Genomic DNA, 16,920 nt, shown 5'->3' with positions numbered 1-16,920 from the left:
CGTCAGGATGGTCGACGGGGGCATGCTTGTGGGGCCCCACCGGCAGCACCGATACCGAGGTCTTTAGGAGCGAACCGAATGAGCAGTACAGCGCAGATCGGCGTCACCGGTCTCGCGGTCATGGGCCGCAACCTCGCCCGCAACTTCGCCCGCAACGGCTACACGGTCGCGGTGCACAACCGGACGCCCGCACGTACGCACGCGCTGGTGGAGGAGTTCGGCGGCGAAGGAAAGTTCGTCGCGTGCGAGAGCGCCAAGGACTTCGTGGCGGCGCTGGAGCGGCCGCGGCGCCTGGTCGTGATGGTGAAGGCCGGTGAGCCGACCGACGCGGTGATCCAGGAGTTCGCGCCGCTGCTGGAGCCCGGCGACATGATCATCGACGGTGGCAACGCGCACTTCGCGGACACCCGGCGCCGGGAGCGGGACCTGCGCGAGCAGGGCATCCACTTCGTCGGCATGGGCGTCTCCGGCGGCGAGGAGGGCGCGCTGAACGGGCCGAGCATCATGCCGGGCGGCCCGAAGGAGTCGTACGACTCGCTCGGCCCGATGCTGGAGAGGATCTCGGCGAAGGCGGCCGACGGTTCGCCGTGCGTCTCGCACGTCGGTCCGGACGGTGCCGGGCACTTCGTGAAGATGGTGCACAACGGCATCGAGTACGCCGACATGCAGCTCATCGGCGAGGCCTACCAGCTGCTGCGGGACGTCGCCGGGTACTCCCCCGCCGAGATCGCGGAGATCTTCCGGACCTGGAACCGGGGCCGCCTCGACTCGTATCTGATCGAGATCACGGCCGAGGTGCTGTCGCACGTGGACGCGGAGACGGGCAAGCCGTTCGTGGACGTCGTGGTCGACCAGGCCGAGCAGAAGGGCACCGGCCGCTGGACGGTGCAGATCGCCCTGGACCTGGGTGTGCCGGTGTCGGGTATCGCCGAGGCGGTCTTCGCGCGGTCCCTGTCGGGCCACGCGGCACTTCGGGAGGCCTCGCGCGAGCTGGCCGGCCCGAAGGCGCAGCCGCTGAGCGAGGCGGAGGCCCGGGCGTTCGCGGACCGGGTCGAGCAGGCGCTGTACGCGTCGAAGATCGTGTCGTACACGCAGGGCTTCCACGAGATCGACGCGGCCCGCGACGAGTACGGCTGGGACATCGACCTCGGTGCGGTGTCGGCGCTGTGGCGGGGCGGCTGCATCATCCGCGCGGCGTTCCTGGACCGGATCCGGTCCGCGTACGACACCCGGCCGGACCTGCCGAGCCTGCTGTCGGACGCGACGTTCGCGCAGGAGATCGCGGACGCCCAGGACGACTGGCGTGAGGTGCTGGTCGCCGCGACCCGGCAGGGTGTCCCGACGCCCGGTTTCGCCGCGGCCCTCGCCTACTACGACGCCCTGCGCGCGGAGCGGCTGCCGGCGGCGCTGACGCAGGGGCAGCGGGACTACTTCGGTGCGCACACGTACCGCAGGGTGGACCGCGACGGCTCGTTCCACACGCTGTGGGGCGGAGACCGGTCGGAGACCTCCGCGTAGGCGCTGCACGCTCCGTAAGGTGAGCGGGGCGGTGGACGGCACGAGTGGCCGTCCACCGCCCCGTTCGCGTACAGGGGTCAGGACAGTGGCGGGCCGGGCTCCGGGTTCGGTACGGGCTCCGGTCCCGGCGGGATCGGCGACGGGTCGGGACCCGGCACCGGGTCGGGGCCCGGAGGCGCCGGCGGGGTCGGGCCCGGCGGCGGGGTGGGCGCGGGTGGCGGAGGGGTCGGCTCCGGGCCCGGCGGGGGCTGCGGGTTCGGCACCGGGTCGGGGTGCGGGTCCGGCTGCTGGGGATCCGGACCCGGCGTCGGCGCCGGCGGCACGGGATCGGGAATCGGGTTCGTCATCAGGTCCTCCAGCCAGTGGGTCGGCTCCGGCTCTGGACTCATCCCCGCCTACCCGGCCACCCGCCTCCGCAGTCACTCCCCCGCGGGACCGGCATGGACCAGGTGGGGGTAGGGAGGCCGGGGCGGGGTGCCGCCGCGGGCAGCGGGACCCGCATGGACCAGGTAGGGACAGGGACGTGGGGGCGGGGTGCCGCCCGCGGAGAGCTGGACCGGGTCAGAAACGCCCGGGATGGGCCCTCAGCCAGTCCTTCGCCGCCGCGAGCAGGTCCTGATCGGCCGGCGAGGCCTCGTCGGGGTGGCGCTCGGCCCACTTGGTGACGTACGGGCAGAGCGAGGCGACGGCGCTGTGCTCGCGGCCGGCGACGGCGTACAGCTCGCGTGCGAGCGAACCGGCGATGCCCTTGCCCTCGTGGGCCGGCTCGACGATCGTGTGGACGGGCACGAGCGCACGCTCGGGGCTTTCGAGTACGAAGTACTCGATGCGGCCGACGACTTCACCGCCGGACACGGCCTCCAGCCGGCCCGCCGCACGGTCGTCGCGGATCTCCGGGTCGCTCATGGACACGCTCCTCCTCTGCTCTGCTGCTTCGGATACGTCCGTCAGGCCCCGACGGCCTGCGGGCTGCGCTGCTGGTCCGAGCCGGGCACCGGCTCGGACGGGTCGGCGCCCAGGGCCACGATCCGGTTGTCGTGGTCCACGTGCACGACCCGGGGGACGAGTGCCCGCGCCTCGGCGTCCGTCACCTGGGCGTAGCTGATGATGATCACGAGATCGCCGGGGTGGACGAGATGGGCCGCGGCCCCGTTGATCCCGATCACGCCCGAGCCGCGCTCCCCCTCGATGACGTACGTCTCCAGCCGGGCGCCGTTGGTGATGTCCACGATGTGCACGAGCTCGCCGGGCAGCAGATCGGCGGCGTCGAGCAGGTCGGCGTCGATGGTCACGGATCCCACGTAGTGCAGGTCGGCCTGGGTGACGGTGGCTCGGTGGATCTTGGACTTGAACATGGTGCGCAGCATGTTGAACTCCTGAAAGACGGCTCCCTGCCTGCTTTGTGCAGGTCAAGGGCGGTGTCGACTGTACACCGGGACACGCCGGTCGAGAATTGTGAGGAACATCGCTCCGCTCGGGCGAGACGGCTTCACGCCTGGGCTTTCGCGCCGCACCGGCGCCTGTTCAGGCAATCCTCCGGAAAACCCGGCGACTCATGCTGACCGGATGCTGACTTACCTGATGAGCCATCAAAGATGCGGGAGACCCCCTGCCCACGGACGATGTGCCTCGATCTGTCGGGCACCGACATCGCCTAACCGGCTGTCCTGCCGGCCTAGGACCAGCCCGCTCGCGGGGCGCGGGTGATGGTGACGCAGCAGGTCACGCGGAGGACCGCCGCGATGGAGTGGGCTGCGGCTTCGGTCTCGGTGTCGGAAATGACGACGGTGCCGAAGCCGAGGCCCATAGCGCCGGCGCAAGTGGACGAGAAGGACACCAGGGCGGTCACCGGCGAGTACCTGTAGTGCCTTGCGGACCCTGCCTCGCTGCACCAGCGCGAACTGCGCCACGTCGCCACCGGCGCGGGCCCGACTTGACGACCGCGTGGCCTGCGAAGGCCGCGTCGCAGCCGGCGAGCCGGGTTCCACAGCGCGAGGGAGGGCGAGGCACCCTGCTACGCCTGCGGCGCGACCACGCGCCGTACGGCTTCCTCGACTCCGAGCGTTTCCCGCTGCAACAACAACTTCCGAGCGAGCGTCGCGCGCGTTGAGTTCCCATCTCGGAGGTGGACCTTGGGGGATGTGGTCAGCGGTAGTGGCGGAAGAATTGCCGGAGGTCGCCGACGAGGAGGTCCGGTACGTCGAGTGCGGCGAAGTGGCCGCCGCGGTCGAAGGTCGACCAGTGGACGATGTTGTTCGCGCGTTCGGCGATTTTGCGCACCGACTGGAAGTTGTAGGGGAACAGGGCGAGGCCGGTGGGGGTCGGGTTGGGTGTTTCGGGGTCGCCGGCACCGCTTCGGGCGTCCTCGAAGTACCAGCGTGCCGACGATCCGGCGGTCTTGGAGAACCAGTAGATCGAGGTGTTGGTGAGCAGTACGTCGCGGTCGCGCGGCTCGGGGGGCGCGAAGCGGCCGAGGCCCATGAGGGGGTCGTTGATCCAGGCGAGCTGGCCGACGGGCGAGTCGCTGAGGCCGTAGGCGAGGGTCAGGGGCCGGGTCTGGTGGACTCGTTGGTGGCTGGAGAGGTCGTTGAATTCCGCCATGGCCGTGATGCGCTCTTTCTCGTTACCGGTGAGGCCGTCCAGTTCGCCCGGTGCGCCGGTCGGGAAGGCCCAGATCTCCAGGACGTGGATGGCGAGCAGCCCGTCGGGCTGTGCGATCCCCATCTGGCGCGTGACGAACGAGCCCACATCGCCGCCGTGCGCGACGTAGTGCGGGTAGCCGAGGCCGTGCATCAGCGTGTCCCAGGCCCTGGCGATGCGCGCGCTGTCCCAGCCCGGCTCCTGCGTCGGGCCCGAGAAGCCGAAGCCCGGGATGGAGGGGATGACCACGTCGAAGGCGTCGGCCGGGTCGCCGCCGTGCCGACGCGGGTCGGTCAGCGGGCCGATCATCTCGGCGAAGTCGGCGAAGCTGCTCGGCCAGCCGTGGGTCAGGATCAGCGGCAGTGCGTTCGGCTCGGGCGAGCGGACGTGGATGAAGTGGATGGTCTGGCCGTCGATGGTGGCCGTGAACTGGGGGAAGGCGTTGAGCGCCGCCTCCTGCTTGCGCCAGTCGAAGCCGTCGCGCCAGTAGGCGGCCATGTCCTGGGTCCAGGCCAAATCGATGCCGTGGGTCCAGCCGGAGCCGGGGATCGTGTCCGGCCAGCGGGTGCGGGCGAGGCGGTCCTTGAGGTCGTCGATCTCGGCCTCGGGAATCGCGATGGTGAAGGGCTTTACGTCCAGGCTTGTCATAACGGTCTCCTGTTGCGAACTGTTGATTGATCTTTGTGATGGCCGGGTACGGCCGGCCAGGCGCCGTCAGTGGGCGATGACCGGCGCCGCCGGCTCGTCCTGGACGGCCTCGCCGGTCCCGGCGGCCGTGGTGCCGCCCGGACGGCCGGTGTTGACGAAGGTCACGGCGATGACGGCGGCCAGGACGAGGATGCCGACGGCGCACCAGATCGCGATGGTGTAGCCGTGCACCATTCCCTGTGTCTGGACCAGCTGCTGCGGCCTGCTGGTCGCCCCGGCGATGTGGTCGGTGAGGTAGGACGCGGTCGCGGAGGCGGCGATCGTGTTCAGCAGGGCCGTGCCGATCGCGCCGCCCACCTGCTGCGAGGTGTTGACCATCGCGGAGGCGACACCGGCGTCCCGCGGCTCGACGCCCTGGGCGGACAGTGACATGGCGGGCATGGTCGCCGTACCGATGCCGAGACCGAGCAGCAGCATTCCCGGCAGCACAAGCGCGACGTACGACGAGCCGGTCTTCAGCTGAGTCAGCAGGAACAGGCCCAGCGCGGCGACCAGGAGAGCGGGGCCCATCACGAGCCGGGGCGCGAGGCGGGTCACCAGCCGGGCGCCGACCTGAGAGGCGCCCGTGGTCATGCCGACGACCAGTGGCATGAAGGCGAAGCCGGTGCTGATCGGCGAGTAGCCCTTCACGATCTGCAGGTAGTAGGTCAGGAAGAGGAAGGTGCCGAACATCCCGGTGATCGCGAGGGCGAGGGAGAGGTAGGCGCCGCCGCGGTTGCGCTCGGTGAGCACACGCAGCGGCAGCAGCGGCGCCTTGGACTTCGCCTCGACGAGGACGAAGACCGTGAGCAGCACCGCCGACGCGACGAACAGCCCGACTGTCGTCGAGTCGCCCCAGCCGTCGGTCTCGGCGCGGGTGAAGGCGTAAACGAGGCAGACCAGGCCCAGGGTGGACAGCACGACACCCGGGATGTCGAGCGGCGAGGGGTTGCGCCCGCCCTCGGGCTCGCGGATGACGAAATACGCGCCGGCCGCCGCGATCAGGGCGAAGGGGATGTTGACGAAGAACGTCCAGCGCCAGTCCAGGTACTCGGTGAGCACGCCGCCCAGGATGAAGCCGATGGCGGCGCCGCCGCCGGAGATCGCGGTGTAGATGCCGAACGCCTTGGCGCGTTCCTTGACGTCGGTGAACATCACGGCGAGCAGGGAGAGCGCGGCGGGCGCGAGCAGGGCGCCGAACGCGCCCTGCAGGGCGCGGGCGCCGAACATCACGGCCTCGTTGGTGGCCGCGCCGCCCAGCGCGGAAGCGACGGCGAAGCCCACGAGGCCGGTGACGAAGGCGCGCTTGCGGCCCCACAGGTCGGCGATCCGGCCGCCGAAGAGGAGCAGGCCACCGAAGGCGAGGGCGTAGGCCGTGACGACCCACTGCCGGTTGCCGTCCGAGATGCCCAGGTCATGCTGGGCCGAGGGCAGCGCGATGTTCACGATGGTGGAGTCGAGGACGACCATCAGCTGGGCGAGCGCGATGAAGAAGAGCGCCTTCCAGCGGTTGGCGTCCGGTGGGGCGAGAGCCTTTGCGGCTGTTTGAGACATGGGTGTACCCCCTTCGGGACTTCGGTCTTGGGGACGGGCAAAGGGGAACGACAGGGGAACAGCTCGTCGTCGCTGACGGCCGGAAGTTCGGCGCGAGGTCTCCTGCGCGAACTATCGATGGATCTCTGGGACGGACGGGATCAGACAGCTATGTGAACGTGCTCCTTGACGGCTTGGACCGGCATCACGGCTGACGCGACGTCAAGTGGCGGCCGCACGCGCCAGCTCGGCCAGCTTCAGCACGGTGTTCCAGTTGCGCGCCGTGTTGGGCACCCCGATGCCCTTGTCGAACCTTGCCGCCAGGTTCCGGCCGTCGAAGCCGCCGGGCGTGTGGATATAGGTGACCTTGTCGATGACGGCGAACCCCTCGCCGGGCGCCGCCGAGGCGCGCAGCGAGGAGACCTTCTCCGGCTCCGGATCCCCGGCCAGGACCGCCGCGAGGAGGAACTTCGGCACTGCGACGGCGTCCGGAAACGGGTTGGCCTCGATCAGCGCCTCCCATTCGGCGAGCGAGACGGCGTGGATGTCCTTCTCGAAGCCGAATTCGCGCGCACAGATGCCGGCGATTCGCTCCACCACCGCCTCCCGCGCAAGGTCGCTCCCCACGATCGCGTTTCCGCTGTTGATGTAGGTGGCGACCTTCTGGAAGCCCGCCTCGGCGAGCTTCCGGCGCAGCGGAGCGACGGGCAGCCGCGTCGCGCCGCCAACACCGCGGAAGAGGATGATCCAGACCGTCCGTGCCTTCATATCTGCACGCTAGCCCCAATCGAGGTCAGTTTCTGTCCTCGTTTGCTGACAGACTTGATGTCATGCTCGACACATCGGCACGCCTGCTGCGGTTGCTGTCCCTTTTGCAAAGCCGGCCCGAGTGGGCCGGCCCGGAGCTCGCCGAGCGGCTGGAGGTGACGGTCCGGACGCTGCGCCGGGACATCGCCCGGCTCCGCGAGCTCGGCTACCCGGTCCAGGCCACAGTGGGAGTCGCCGGCGGCTACCGGCTCGGCGCGGGGTCGACGCTTCCGCCGCTGTTGCTCGACGACGACGAGGCGGTCGCGATCGTACTGAGCCTGCGCACGGCCACCAGTCACACCGTGACCGGCATCGCGGAGACGTCACTGCGGGCCCTGGCCAAGCTGGAGCGGATGCTCCCGGTGCGGCTGCGCCGGCGCACCGCCGCCCTCCGGGACACCACCATCGCCCTGACCAGCCAGGCGCCCACGGCGGACCCGCAGGTGCTGACGGCGCTCGCCGAGGCGTGCCAGGCCCCGCACCTGCTCACGTTCGGCTACCGCGCCCACGACGGCAGAACCAGCTCCCGCCGGGTGGAGCCGCACCGGCTGGTGCACACAGGCCGCCGCTGGTATCTGGTCGCCCGCGACCAGGACCGGGACGACTGGCGCACCTTCCGCGTGGACCGCATCGACGATCCCCGCTCGACGGGGGCCCGGTTCGTCCCCCGCGACCCGCCCGACGCGGCGGCCTACGTAGCCGACGCGGTCACCGCCGCGCCCTACCGTCACCGCGCACGCATCCTGGTGCGGGCGCCGGCCGCCACCGTCGCCGAGCGGGTGTCGCTGGGCACCGGGATCATCGAAGCGACCGACCCTGACAGCTGCCTGCTGACCATCGGCGCTGACTCGCTCCCGCAGATGGTGATGCACCTGGCGCTGCTCGGCCACGACTTCATGGTGCACGAGCCCGCGGAGCTGGTGGAGGAGCTGGGGCGACTGGCGGACCGGCTCAACCGAGCCCACCGGGCCTCCACCCGCTAGCCTGGCGGCTCCCACCGCAACCGCGACAGTGGCACTACGACCGCTGCGTCCCCCCGCCCGGCGCCGAGGAGACGGCCCGCAACTCCGTGTGCACGCAGGCGTTCCGGGTGGGGAACTCGCTCGGCGTCCAGTTCCACCCCGAGGCCACCCCGGCCGTCGTCCGGCGCTGGGTCGACTTCGGCGGCGCGCAGCAGTGCGCGAGGCTCGGCATCGATCCGGACGAGCTGGTCGCGCGCAGCCGCGCCATGGAACCGGTGGCGCGGGAGAACGCCTACCGCCTGGTCGATGCTCTTTTCGCCGGGTGGCCCTCTCAGCCTGCTGAGACCTCGGCCATGGCGATGGCGCTCTCCCGGAACACGGCTGCTGCCTGTTCGCCCTGCGGGGCCTCCGGCGATCTCATACGGCCGCTGCGGGACCGCCCCGTCCAGGTCGGCCGCGAGTCCCTCACCCTCGGCTTCGCCGGGTGGTCATGGGGGTCATGGGGTCACCCTTTCCGGCAGCCGGGCTGACATTGGCGGCGAGCATGCCGCCGATGACGAGCACTGGCAGCACGGCAACGGCGGCTCGGCCTGGGTGGCCTTGCTGTGTCCGACTACCGTGCGCTGCAGGGAGTTCGGCGCGAGGTGCCACCGGCGTCGTCACAACCCGGAGCATCACACCGTTGGGGAGGTGTTCCAGCGGACGCGGCCACTGGAAGCAGTGTCGGCCGCTTGGCCTGGCGGCCGTCGCCGAGCGTCGTGGACGACAGGAAGAACAGCCGGGGCCAGGTGCGTTCCTCCGGCGGCAGGTGTGCCCAGTCCCCGAACACGACGGTCGCGAGTCGGTTCCACCCCAGGATGTCCATACGCCGACCCACGACGTAAGCAGGTACGCCGGGCACGTGAAGCAAGTTCTGAGTGGCGGGGTGCAGCTGCTGCGGCGCAGGAGGTGTGGCCTGCGGGGTGCTCTGCCGTTCGGGCTGGGCCAGCCGGAACAGATGATCGCGCTCCTGCTCGCTCAGGCGCAGAGCCTGGGCAACGGCGCCCAGCACTTCGGCAGAAACGGTGTCCCCGTAGCCCTGCTCCAGCCGCGAGTAGTACGCGAACGACACCCCCGCCAACTGCGCCAGCTCCTCACGCCGCAGCCCGGGAACCCGGCGCCGCCCGTACGACGGCAGCCCCAGGTCCTCCGGCTTGAGCCGAGCCCTGTGAGAACGCAGGAACTGCCTCAACTCGGCACGCGGGTCCAGCCCGGACGTCGCCTCTTCACCGGACAAGACGTCAGCAGACATCCAGTCCTCCACTCCTCGGACGTAGCATCGCAAAGTTCCGGCGCCTTGAAGGGGACAGCGGTCGCCCCGCCAGCACCGTAGGGCCGGGACCGGCGTGCTGGATGTTCCGGTAATGCGGCGCGTCGGAGTTCCCGGCAGATTCCGCGGGGACGCCCGACCGGGCCGGCCCGTCCGCCCGGCGTGGACCTCCCTCAGTCATGCGTCAGGTTCGGGTCAGCACGAGACGACCGGTGTGTTCGGCCCAGGCGACCGGTGCTTCGCCCCAGGGTGCCGTCTCGCCGACCACCGGGCTGGGGTCCAGGCGGCCGGAGGTGATGAGGTCCAAAGCCGCGGGCATGGCGGCGCGTGCGTCGATGCGGCCCGTCACGAAGGTGACGCCCTTGGTGTACATCTCCAGCAAGGGAAGCGGGACATCGCCGTTGAAGAAGATCCCGGTGTCCGTACACACCCCGGCCGAACTGGTGGAAAGCAGAGCGGTACGGAGGGTGTTCTGGTCCTGGCTGGTGTGGACGACGATGGGATGGGACGGGTACTTGTTGCCGGCCGGCTCGCAGATCGCTCGCGCGCCGAGTCGCTCGGCGATCGCGCAGCGGCTCTCGGCCCGGTCGACGTAGGTCACCTCGGCGCCCAGGGCCGCGGCGATGCCCGCGGCGTAGAGGCCGCCGGAACCGCCTCCGAAGACCAGCACACGGGCGTCGGCCGTCTCGCCCGGGCCACCCAGATAGGGGGCTACCGTCCGCCAGCCGTCGACCAGGTTGTCCGACAGCCCGGCCAGCGCGGCGGCGTCGAGGCCGGCGGGAAGAGGAAGGCACATGTCGTCGGCATACGGCACGAGGACCAGGTCGGCGACCGCGCCTCCCCACTGCAGGCCGTGGCTGAGCGGCCCCATGCCGTAGGCCGAACCGGCGGGGACCGACCGGCAGCGGCCGGTCCGGCCCGCGCGGCAGGGCGCGCACCGCCCGCAGCTGATCTGGAACGGCACCGAGACCCGGTCGCCAGGGGCTATGCCGGTGACGGCCTCTCCCACCTCGACCACCTCCGCCACGAACTCGTGGCCCACCGGGAAGGGGCCGGCCACCGGGATCTCCCCCCTGACGAGCCAGCCGTCGAGATCGCAGGTGGCGACCGCGACCGGCCGCACGATCGCCGCTGCGGGGTCGGTGATCTGTGGCTCGGGCGACTCCCGCCATTCAAGTTGACCGGGCCGGACGTACCAGAGCGCACGCATGCGTCCTCCTGGGCTGCTAGAGAGGTCGTTCTAATGCGGATGGACGGCTAGAATGATCGCTCTAACAGGAGGTGTCAAGTGAGCCAACAGGCACGAGACCGGCTGGTCGAGAGCGCGGCGCGGCTGTTCCGGCGGCAGGGCTACGCGGCGACCGGGGTCAAACAACTGCTCGATGACAGCGGCACGGTGACCGGCTCCCTGTATCACCACTTCCCGGGCGGCAAGGAACAGGTTGCGGTAGCGGTGGTGGAAGGGGCGGGGCAGGAGGTCGGGGCCGCGCTGAAAGCGCTGCTGGACCGCTCCGACGGCGTGCACGCCGCACTGGATCGATGGATCACGTGGCTGATCCGCGCGCTGGAGGCCAGCGACGGCCTGGACGGATGCCCCGTCGCCCCGCTCGCTCTGGAGGCTCCCACGGCCAGCGGGCCCCTGCAGCGTGCGGCTGCCGCCCAATTCGCCGCATGGGGCGCCACGCTCTCGTCCGCGCTGCGCGACGAGGGATATCCGGCGGACGATGCAGACCGGCTCGGACTCGTGCTCCTCTCAGCGATCGAAGGCGCGCTCCTGCTCAGCCGTACCTCCGGGGACCCGGCCGCGCTCCAGGCCGTGCGCGTCACCATCACCGCCCTGCTGACCGGATAGGCCCGTCCCCCCGCCGTCCCCACGGTGATCACGGCCAGGCCGGACCGCTGCCGGATTCCGCCGGCTCGGTGTCGCCCTGTCGTCCGGCGAAGGCAGTCCGCCGTCGCAGAAGGATGCCTGTGTGGGCCGAGAACTGAGCAGGGAAACGACAGGAAGCGGACGATGAACCTGAACGAACACGTCTTCCAGTACTGCGAACGCGCGTCCACCGCCTTCTGGTCCGAACCCGTCAACGCGCTCAGCAATCTGCCTTTCATGGTCGCGGCGTGGGCCGTCTGGCGGATGCTCGGCCAGGACCGACTCACACCGGATCGGGCCATTCCCGTGAGCGTCGGCTTCACCGTCCCGCTGATGTCCTGCATCGGCCTGGGCAGCTTCGCGTTCCACACCGCGGCCACGCGGTGGGCCCAGATCCTCGACGTCGCGCCGATCGGGCTGTTCGTCCTCTGGTACCTGGCCGGTTTTCTCCACTGGTTCCACGGTCTGTCCTGGAGGCGGTGCCTACTCGGTGTCGCCGGCTTCGTCGGCTTCCTCGGCGCCTTCGTCGCCGCGGCGGGAGCGCACGTTCCCAACAAGTCCGGCACCTACGTCCCGGTGCTGTTGCTCCTCATCGGACTGACGGCCCACCTGCGTACCACACGCGCGGCGTCTCTGCGTTCCTACAGCGAGACGTTCGCATGGGCCACCGCCTGCTTCGCGGTCGCGCTGCTCGCCCGTACCGTGGACGAGAGCGTCTGCGGCTCCTTCCCGCTGGGCACACACTTCCTCTGGCACCTGTTCGACGCACTGGTCGTCCTCATCGTGTCCCGGGCGCTCGTCCACCGATGGCGGACGCGGACGGGCATGGCCACGCCCGGCTTCACCGAGCCGTTGCGGAGAGTCCGACAAGGGCCAGGCGACCGCGGGGGATGACGCTCACAGCGAGGGCTGAGTCCACGGTAGCCGGACAGCCGCCACGGCTGTGAGGTTGGGAGTCACACGCTCAGACGATGCCGGCCAGGCCGGGGCGCAACAGCGGCTCACCGTAGGTGAAGCGCACCTCCTGGGTGGCGAATCGACGGACGGCGATGGCGATGAGGCGGACGACCTCGTCATCGGTGAACAGATCCGGCCTGGCGAGCCACTGCGGGCCCTGCTCCGGCATGGAGTACGTGCAGCGCCGACTCGGCGGTTCTTCTGACTCTCAGGGCGAGCCACGACGGCTCGCCGGCGCGTTGTCACGCGGCCAGGGACGCGGCATGTGACGGTCCCTGGGCCCCAGGGACGGAGTGGTGGATGGGACCGGCGCCTCGGGACAGGGGCAGACCGGTGCCGTTGCGGGTGTGGGCGACGATCTCCGCGGTGATGGAGATGGCCGTCTCTTCAGATGTGCGGGCGCCGGGGTCGAGTCCGATCGGTGAGTGCAGGCGTGCGAGGTGTTCCTCGGGCAGGCCGGCTTCCCGCGGCCGGTCCAGGCGGTGCTCATGGGTGCGGCGGGAGCCCCCTGCCGCGGGCGCAGGCCAGCAAGCCGGAACCCGTCCGGCCCGATGCTGACCTTTTGCTGACCCGGAGGCGGCGATCAGGGTCCTGAGCTGCGGAAACACCCAACCGCTAGATCTTGGACTTGAACATGTTACGAAGCAAGGCGATACCCCCGTTTTGTCTGCTCCCTGCCTGATTTCTGCAGGTCAAGGGCGGTCTTCGGAGCGTACAACGATTCACATGTGCGGTCAGCTGTGCTCAGGTGTTCCAGGGCTCACACTGACCCGTTGCTGACGTTTGTGAGGCGTCATCAGGCGGGCTCCGCCGACTGCGGGTGGGCCACGGCCGCGAGGGCCCGCTGGTCCCCCGCGGCGACACCTCCTGGACCTTATAAGGCCTCCTTATAAGGCCTCCTTATAAGGCACATCGGGATTGAGTCTTGGACGTGTTGCCCGGCCCGCTGCTGCAATCGGCCAATGACGAACCAGAACCACCGCCTCGCCCTCGCCCCCGGTGACGGCCTCCGGGCCGAGGTCCTGCCGCCCGCCCGGCGATGGCCGAAGGCGCCCGTCCCCTGCTACGGCGGCACCGCCTGGTTCCTGCCGTCCGGCGGCGCTTGCGACAAGGCGAAGGACGAGTCGTCCTTCCCTGGCGGGTCGTGCTCACTCTCCCTCTTGCCGCACCCCACGCACCCGCACGCCTGAACAGGAGGCCCTCGCTACCGGACGCGGGGTCGCCGAACTCGTCCTGGACAAGGGCCTGCTGCCCGCCGGCGCCCTCGCCGAGCTGCTCCGTCCCGAGGCCGTCGCGGGACCCGGTCAGGCCCTGGTGTGACGTGAGTAAGCGCGACCTCGACTGACGTTCCCCCTCCCAACTACCCGTGATAGAGCAGGAATTCGCCATGCCCCTACCCCTCCATGCCCAGACGCTGCCCGTCCCCGAGGCGGCGGTGCTGGAAGGGCTGCCCCCGGTGCGCGAGGTGAGCGCCGCGGAAGTGGCCGCCCGGATATCCGGCGGCCCCCGTCTCGTCGTCCTCGACGACGATCCGACCGGCACCCAGACGGTCGCCGACGTGCCCGTCCTGACGTCCTGGACGGTGGACGACCTGCGATGGGCGCTGCGCCAGGACAGCGCCGTCTTCTTCGTCCTCACCAACACCCGCAGCCTGTCTGCTGAGGACGCCGCCGCGCGCAACCGCGAGGTGGTCCGCGCCCTGCACGCGGCCGCCGCGTCCGAGGGCACCGGCTACGTCCTGGCCAACCGCGGCGACTCCACGCTGCGCGGCCACTTCCCGCTGGAAACCGACGTCCTCGCCGAAGAGCTGACCAGCCTGGACGGCAAAGCTCCAGACGGCGTGGTGCTGGTCCCCGCCTACATCGAGGCGGGCCGGCTGACCGTCGGCTCGAACCACTGGATGCGGACCGCCGACGGACTGCTCCCGGTCGGGACGAGCGAGTTCGCCCGTGACGCCACCTTTGGCTACCGCAGCTCGTCGCTGCCCGAGTGGGTCGAGGAGAAGACGGGCGGACGCGTCCCCGCGGACGAGGTCCTGCGCGTCACGCTCGACGACCTGCGCGGCGGCGGTCCGGCGCACACGGCGCGGTTGCTGTCCTCGTTGCGCGGCGGACGTACGGCCGTGGTCGACGCGGTGTGCGACGACGACCTGCGGGTGCTCGCCCTGGCCCTCGCGGAGGCGGAGGGGAACGGCATGCGGCTGCTGTACCGGGTCGGGCCGTCCTTCGTCAGGGCCCGCGCCGGACAGGCCGGGCGGGCACCGCTCACCCCGGCCGAACTGCGCCCGCCGCGCGGCGACGCGCCGCACGGTCTCATTGTCGTGGGGTCTCATGTGGCGCTGACGACGCGGCAGTTGGACCGGCTGCGGGAGCGCGGCGGGATCGCCGAGTACGAGCTGGACGTGGCCCTGCTGCTCGACGAGGAGCGGTGTGACGCCCACATCGCCGAGGTCGCGACCGCGGCCGCCGGCGCGCTGGACTCGGCCGACTCGGTGATCCGTACCTCTCGGGTGCTGGTGACGGGTGCCGACGCGGACGACAGCCTGGCGATCTCCCGCCGGGTCTCCGCCGCGCTCGTTGAGGCCGTGCGCCAGGTCAACGCCGCCCGGCGGCCCGCTTTCGTCGTCGCCAAGGGCGGTATCACCTCCAGCGACACCGCCACCCACGGCCTTGGGATCCGCCGTGCCTGGGCCCGGGGCACGCTGCTGCCGGGCATCGTCTCGCTCTGGGAGCCCGTGGACGGCCCCGCTGCCGGCATCCCTTACATCGTCTTCGCCGGGAACGTCGGGGGCGCCGACGCCCTCGCCGATGCCCTCGACCTGCTCAGGAGTGCCTGATGCTGCTGCATGGGACCGATGCCCTGAAGGAGGCGGCGGCGGCCGGTCACGCCCTGCCCGGGTTCGTCGCCTACAACCTGGAGACGGTCCAGGGCGTCACGGCCGCCGCCGAGGCCGCCGGAGAGCCGGTCGTCATCCAGGCGGGTTCCAGTTCGTTCAAGTACGCCGGGCGCGAGGCCCTGATGCGGCTGGCGCTGGACGCCGCCGCACGCTCCACGGCCTCTTTGGGGGTGCACCTCGACCACAGCCGGGACCTGGACGAGATCACCGCCTGCCTCGAGGCGGGTTACACCTCCGTCATGGTCGACGGCTCCCACCTGCCGTTCGTCGAGAACATCGCGTTGACGAAGGAGGCGGTCCGCCGGGCCCGCGACCACGGCGCCTGGGCGGAGGCCGAACTCGGTGCCCTCCCCGGCGACGAGGACGTCTCCACCGACGCCGTCGCGCACACCGCGGCGATGACCGACCCGAAGCAAGCGGCCGAATTCGTGGCCGCCACGGGCGTGGACGCACTCGCCGTCGCCGTCGGCAACGTCCACGGCTTCACCAAGCACCCGGTCCGCCTGGACCTGGAGCGGCTGGCCGCGATCCACGAGTCCGTAACGGTCCCACTCGTCCTGCACGGCGCCAGCGGTCTGCCCGTCGCGGAACTGCACGGCGCCCTCGCCCGAGGCGTCGCCAAGGTCAACGTCAACGCCGAACTGCGCCGCGCCTACCTGGAGGCCACCCGCGTGACCCTGCCGTCCGCATTGCCCGGCGCCGACGTCGTCTCCCTGTGGGCGGCGGGCCGCGACGCGGTCCGGGACGCCGCCCTGGACGTCATCGGCCGCCTGAGCCCCCGCACCGAGGGGGCAGACGCATGACCTGAACTCGTCCCCGCCGCCTGGAGCCGCACCGCACCGGCGGATACGGGACCGTCGTCCACCCTCCCGGCCGTGCGCTGCGCGCGGTTCGCACCGCTCTGCCCCGCACTCTCGTGCCCTCCTGGGCACGCGGGCCGACAACACACCCTGCTGGAGACATCATGTCCACCACTGCCACGATCGCCGTACTGCACACCAGCCTGCTGTTCGTCGACGCCGATTCGGTCATCAACGAGTACCTCTCGGAACTCGCGCCGGACGCCAGGGTCCTGCACTTCGTCGACAGCGACATGCTCGCAGCCGTGGTGCGCGACGGCGAGATCTCGCCTGTCAGCACGCAGCGCATGGTGCACCTGGCCCAAGCCGCGCAGGCCGCGGGCGCCGACGTCATCTTCTCCGCCTGCTCCTCGGTCGGCCCGGCCATCGACGTGGCCCGACGCCTCGTCTCCGTCCCGATCGTCAAGATCGACGACGCGATGACCGCGTCCGCGGTCGAGACCGCGGACGCCGTCGGCGTCCTTGCCACGGTCCCCACGACGCTGCCGCCGACCCGTGCCCTCGTCGAGGAGAAGGCCCGGGTGGCCGGCCGCGACATCACCGTCCAGGAGCTGCTCTGCGAGGGCGCCTTCTCGGTGCTGATGTCCGGTGACCGCGACCGCCACGACGCGATGGTGCTGGCCGGGGCACGGGCGCTGGCCAAGGAGGCCGACGTGATCGTGCTGGCCCAGGCGTCCATGGCACCGCTGGCTCCCGCGATCGCCGAAGCGGTCGGCAAGCCCGTGCTCTCCAGCCCGCGCAGCGGAACGGAGAACGCGGTGCGTGTGCTGCACGAGCAGACGGCTGAACCTGCCCATGCCACAGGGAGGGCCTTTGAGACCACGCAATGGCAGGGAGGCTGCGGAGCGAGGTGATTGAACCACTGACCGTGGCCTCCCCCG

The 16,920-nt window shown here is 70.9% G+C and carries 16 protein-coding genes and 4 pseudogenes; 10 read left to right on the top strand and 10 right to left on the bottom strand.

The genetic code is table 11. The features are described 5' to 3' along the window. Nucleotides 1–78: 78 nt before the first annotated feature. Nucleotides 79–1,518: an NADP-dependent phosphogluconate dehydrogenase gene (gene gnd, locus ABTX60_RS25015; protein ID WP_352099238.1), complete on the top strand. Its 1,440-nt coding sequence runs from the start codon at nt 79–81 to the stop codon at nt 1,516–1,518. 561 nt (nt 1,519–2,079) lie between these two features. Here gnd and ABTX60_RS25010 read toward each other — a convergent pair. From ABTX60_RS25010 to ABTX60_RS24985, 6 genes are all read right to left on the bottom strand, one after another. Further along, the gene (locus ABTX60_RS25010) at nt 2,080–2,424 is read right to left on the bottom strand and encodes a GNAT family N-acetyltransferase (protein ID WP_352099237.1); all 345 of its coding nucleotides are present in this window, start codon (nt 2,422–2,424) and stop codon (nt 2,080–2,082) included. Between the two features lie 41 nt (nt 2,425–2,465). Further along, on the bottom strand, nt 2,466–2,885 hold the full coding sequence (gene panD, locus ABTX60_RS25005) for an aspartate 1-decarboxylase (RefSeq protein WP_352099236.1): 420 nt from the start codon (nt 2,883–2,885) through the stop codon (nt 2,466–2,468). A gap of 308 nt (nt 2,886–3,193) precedes the next feature. Next, on the bottom strand, nt 3,194–3,367 hold the full coding sequence (locus ABTX60_RS25000; protein WP_352099235.1) for a hypothetical protein: 174 nt from the start codon (nt 3,365–3,367) through the stop codon (nt 3,194–3,196). Nucleotides 3,368–3,663: 296 nt separating this feature from the next. Beyond that, nucleotides 3,664–4,806 (bottom strand): epoxide hydrolase family protein, encoded by a 1,143-nt coding sequence (locus ABTX60_RS24995; protein WP_352099234.1) that lies wholly within the window; start codon nt 4,804–4,806, stop codon nt 3,664–3,666. 66 nt (nt 4,807–4,872) lie between these two features. Beyond that, on the bottom strand, nt 4,873–6,399 hold the full coding sequence (locus tag ABTX60_RS24990; protein ID WP_352099233.1) for an MFS transporter: 1,527 nt from the start codon (nt 6,397–6,399) through the stop codon (nt 4,873–4,875). A 201-nt stretch (nt 6,400–6,600) separates the two neighbouring features. Next, nucleotides 6,601–7,146 carry a DUF1697 domain-containing protein gene (locus ABTX60_RS24985; RefSeq protein WP_352099232.1) on the bottom strand — a complete coding sequence of 182 codons (546 nt, stop codon included), beginning with the start codon at nt 7,144–7,146 and terminating at the stop codon, nt 6,601–6,603. A 62-nt stretch (nt 7,147–7,208) separates the two neighbouring features. Here ABTX60_RS24985 and ABTX60_RS24980 point away from each other — a divergent pair, with 62 nt between their 5' ends. Both ABTX60_RS24980 and ABTX60_RS24975 read left to right on the top strand, forming a co-directional pair. After that, on the top strand, nt 7,209–8,168 hold the full coding sequence (locus tag ABTX60_RS24980; protein ID WP_352099231.1) for a helix-turn-helix transcriptional regulator: 960 nt from the start codon (nt 7,209–7,211) through the stop codon (nt 8,166–8,168). Between the two features lie 107 nt (nt 8,169–8,275). Next, nucleotides 8,276–8,677 carry a hypothetical protein gene (locus ABTX60_RS24975; RefSeq protein ID WP_352099230.1) on the top strand — a complete coding sequence of 134 codons (402 nt, stop codon included), beginning with the start codon at nt 8,276–8,278 and terminating at the stop codon, nt 8,675–8,677. Nucleotides 8,678–8,913: 236 nt separating this feature from the next. Here the strand turns inward: ABTX60_RS24975 and ABTX60_RS24970 are convergent. Both ABTX60_RS24970 and ABTX60_RS24965 read right to left on the bottom strand, forming a co-directional pair. Beyond that, nucleotides 8,914–9,438 (bottom strand): annotated as a pseudogene (locus tag ABTX60_RS24970) (helix-turn-helix domain-containing protein); the annotation flags it as partial. Between the two features lie 202 nt (nt 9,439–9,640). After that, entirely contained in the window at nt 9,641–10,666 is a 1,026-nt protein-coding gene (locus tag ABTX60_RS24965) for an alcohol dehydrogenase catalytic domain-containing protein (protein WP_352099229.1), read from the bottom strand. A gap of 78 nt (nt 10,667–10,744) precedes the next feature. Between ABTX60_RS24965 and ABTX60_RS24960 the strand changes: the two genes are divergently transcribed. Then, entirely contained in the window at nt 10,745–11,308 is a 564-nt protein-coding gene (locus tag ABTX60_RS24960) for a TetR/AcrR family transcriptional regulator (RefSeq protein ID WP_352099228.1), read from the top strand. 162 nt (nt 11,309–11,470) lie between these two features. Next, nucleotides 11,471–12,220: a ceramidase domain-containing protein gene (locus tag ABTX60_RS24955; protein ID WP_352099227.1), complete on the top strand. Its 750-nt coding sequence runs from the start codon at nt 11,471–11,473 to the stop codon at nt 12,218–12,220. A 73-nt stretch (nt 12,221–12,293) separates the two neighbouring features. Here ABTX60_RS24955 and ABTX60_RS24950 read toward each other — a convergent pair. Together ABTX60_RS24950 and ABTX60_RS24945 are read right to left on the bottom strand one after the other, a co-directional pair. Further along, nucleotides 12,294–12,467, bottom strand: a pseudogene (locus ABTX60_RS24950) (GTP 3',8-cyclase MoaA); the annotation flags it as partial. A 58-nt stretch (nt 12,468–12,525) separates the two neighbouring features. Beyond that, nucleotides 12,526–12,795, bottom strand: a pseudogene (locus tag ABTX60_RS24945) (XdhC family protein); the annotation flags it as partial. A gap of 450 nt (nt 12,796–13,245) precedes the next feature. Between ABTX60_RS24945 and ABTX60_RS24940 the strand changes: the two are divergent. The 5 genes and pseudogenes from ABTX60_RS24940 (at nt 13,246) to ABTX60_RS24920 (ending at nt 16,893) form a co-directional block, all read left to right on the top strand. Further along, nucleotides 13,246–13,473 carry a hypothetical protein gene (locus tag ABTX60_RS24940; protein ID WP_352099317.1) on the top strand — a complete coding sequence of 76 codons (228 nt, stop codon included), beginning with the start codon at nt 13,246–13,248 and terminating at the stop codon, nt 13,471–13,473. 1 nt (nt 13,474) lies between these two features. Further along, a pseudogene (locus tag ABTX60_RS24935) lies at nt 13,475–13,603 on the top strand (aspartate ammonia-lyase); the annotation flags it as partial. A 67-nt stretch (nt 13,604–13,670) separates the two neighbouring features. Further along, nucleotides 13,671–15,119, top strand: coding sequence for a four-carbon acid sugar kinase family protein (locus ABTX60_RS24930; RefSeq protein ID WP_352099226.1), 1,449 nt, complete (start codon nt 13,671–13,673; stop codon nt 15,117–15,119). Further along, nucleotides 15,119–15,982, top strand: a complete 864-nt coding sequence (locus ABTX60_RS24925; RefSeq protein WP_352099225.1) for a class II fructose-bisphosphate aldolase — start codon at nt 15,119–15,121, stop codon at nt 15,980–15,982. Before ABTX60_RS24930 ends, ABTX60_RS24925 begins: the two co-directional genes overlap by 1 nt. A gap of 161 nt (nt 15,983–16,143) precedes the next feature. Continuing rightward, nucleotides 16,144–16,893 carry an aspartate/glutamate racemase family protein gene (locus ABTX60_RS24920; protein WP_352099224.1) on the top strand — a complete coding sequence of 250 codons (750 nt, stop codon included), beginning with the start codon at nt 16,144–16,146 and terminating at the stop codon, nt 16,891–16,893. Nucleotides 16,894–16,920: the final 27 nt, after the last annotated feature.

It is taken from the genome of Streptomyces sp. NPDC126510, assembly GCF_040302345.1.
Taxonomy (GTDB): Bacteria; Actinomycetota; Actinomycetes; order Streptomycetales; family Streptomycetaceae; genus Streptomyces.
This window is presented reverse-complemented; position numbering and strand designations above follow the sequence as displayed.

Bases quoted from the DNA above. Each gene is read 5' to 3' on its own strand.
- gnd (WP_352099238.1), top strand. From the start codon at position 79: ATGAGCAGTACAGCGCAGATCGGCGTCACCGGTCTCGCGGTCATGGGC.
- ABTX60_RS25010 (WP_352099237.1), bottom strand. From the start codon at position 2,424: ATGAGCGACCCGGAGATCCGCGACGACCGTGCGGCGGGCCGGCTGGAG.
- panD (WP_352099236.1), bottom strand. From the start codon at position 2,885: ATGCTGCGCACCATGTTCAAGTCCAAGATCCACCGAGCCACCGTCACC.
- ABTX60_RS24995 (WP_352099234.1), bottom strand. From the start codon at position 4,806: ATGACAAGCCTGGACGTAAAGCCCTTCACCATCGCGATTCCCGAGGCC.
- ABTX60_RS24990 (WP_352099233.1), bottom strand. From the start codon at position 6,399: ATGTCTCAAACAGCCGCAAAGGCTCTCGCCCCACCGGACGCCAACCGC.
- ABTX60_RS24985 (WP_352099232.1), bottom strand. From the start codon at position 7,146: ATGAAGGCACGGACGGTCTGGATCATCCTCTTCCGCGGTGTTGGCGGC.
- ABTX60_RS24980 (WP_352099231.1), top strand. From the start codon at position 7,209: ATGCTCGACACATCGGCACGCCTGCTGCGGTTGCTGTCCCTTTTGCAA.
- ABTX60_RS24965 (WP_352099229.1), bottom strand. From the start codon at position 10,666: ATGCGTGCGCTCTGGTACGTCCGGCCCGGTCAACTTGAATGGCGGGAG.
- ABTX60_RS24955 (WP_352099227.1), top strand. From the start codon at position 11,471: ATGAACCTGAACGAACACGTCTTCCAGTACTGCGAACGCGCGTCCACC.
- ABTX60_RS24940 (WP_352099317.1), top strand. From the start codon at position 13,246: ATGACGAACCAGAACCACCGCCTCGCCCTCGCCCCCGGTGACGGCCTC.
- ABTX60_RS24930 (WP_352099226.1), top strand. From the start codon at position 13,671: ATGCCCCTACCCCTCCATGCCCAGACGCTGCCCGTCCCCGAGGCGGCG.
- ABTX60_RS24925 (WP_352099225.1), top strand. From the start codon at position 15,119: ATGCTGCTGCATGGGACCGATGCCCTGAAGGAGGCGGCGGCGGCCGGT.
- ABTX60_RS24920 (WP_352099224.1), top strand. From the start codon at position 16,144: ATGTCCACCACTGCCACGATCGCCGTACTGCACACCAGCCTGCTGTTC.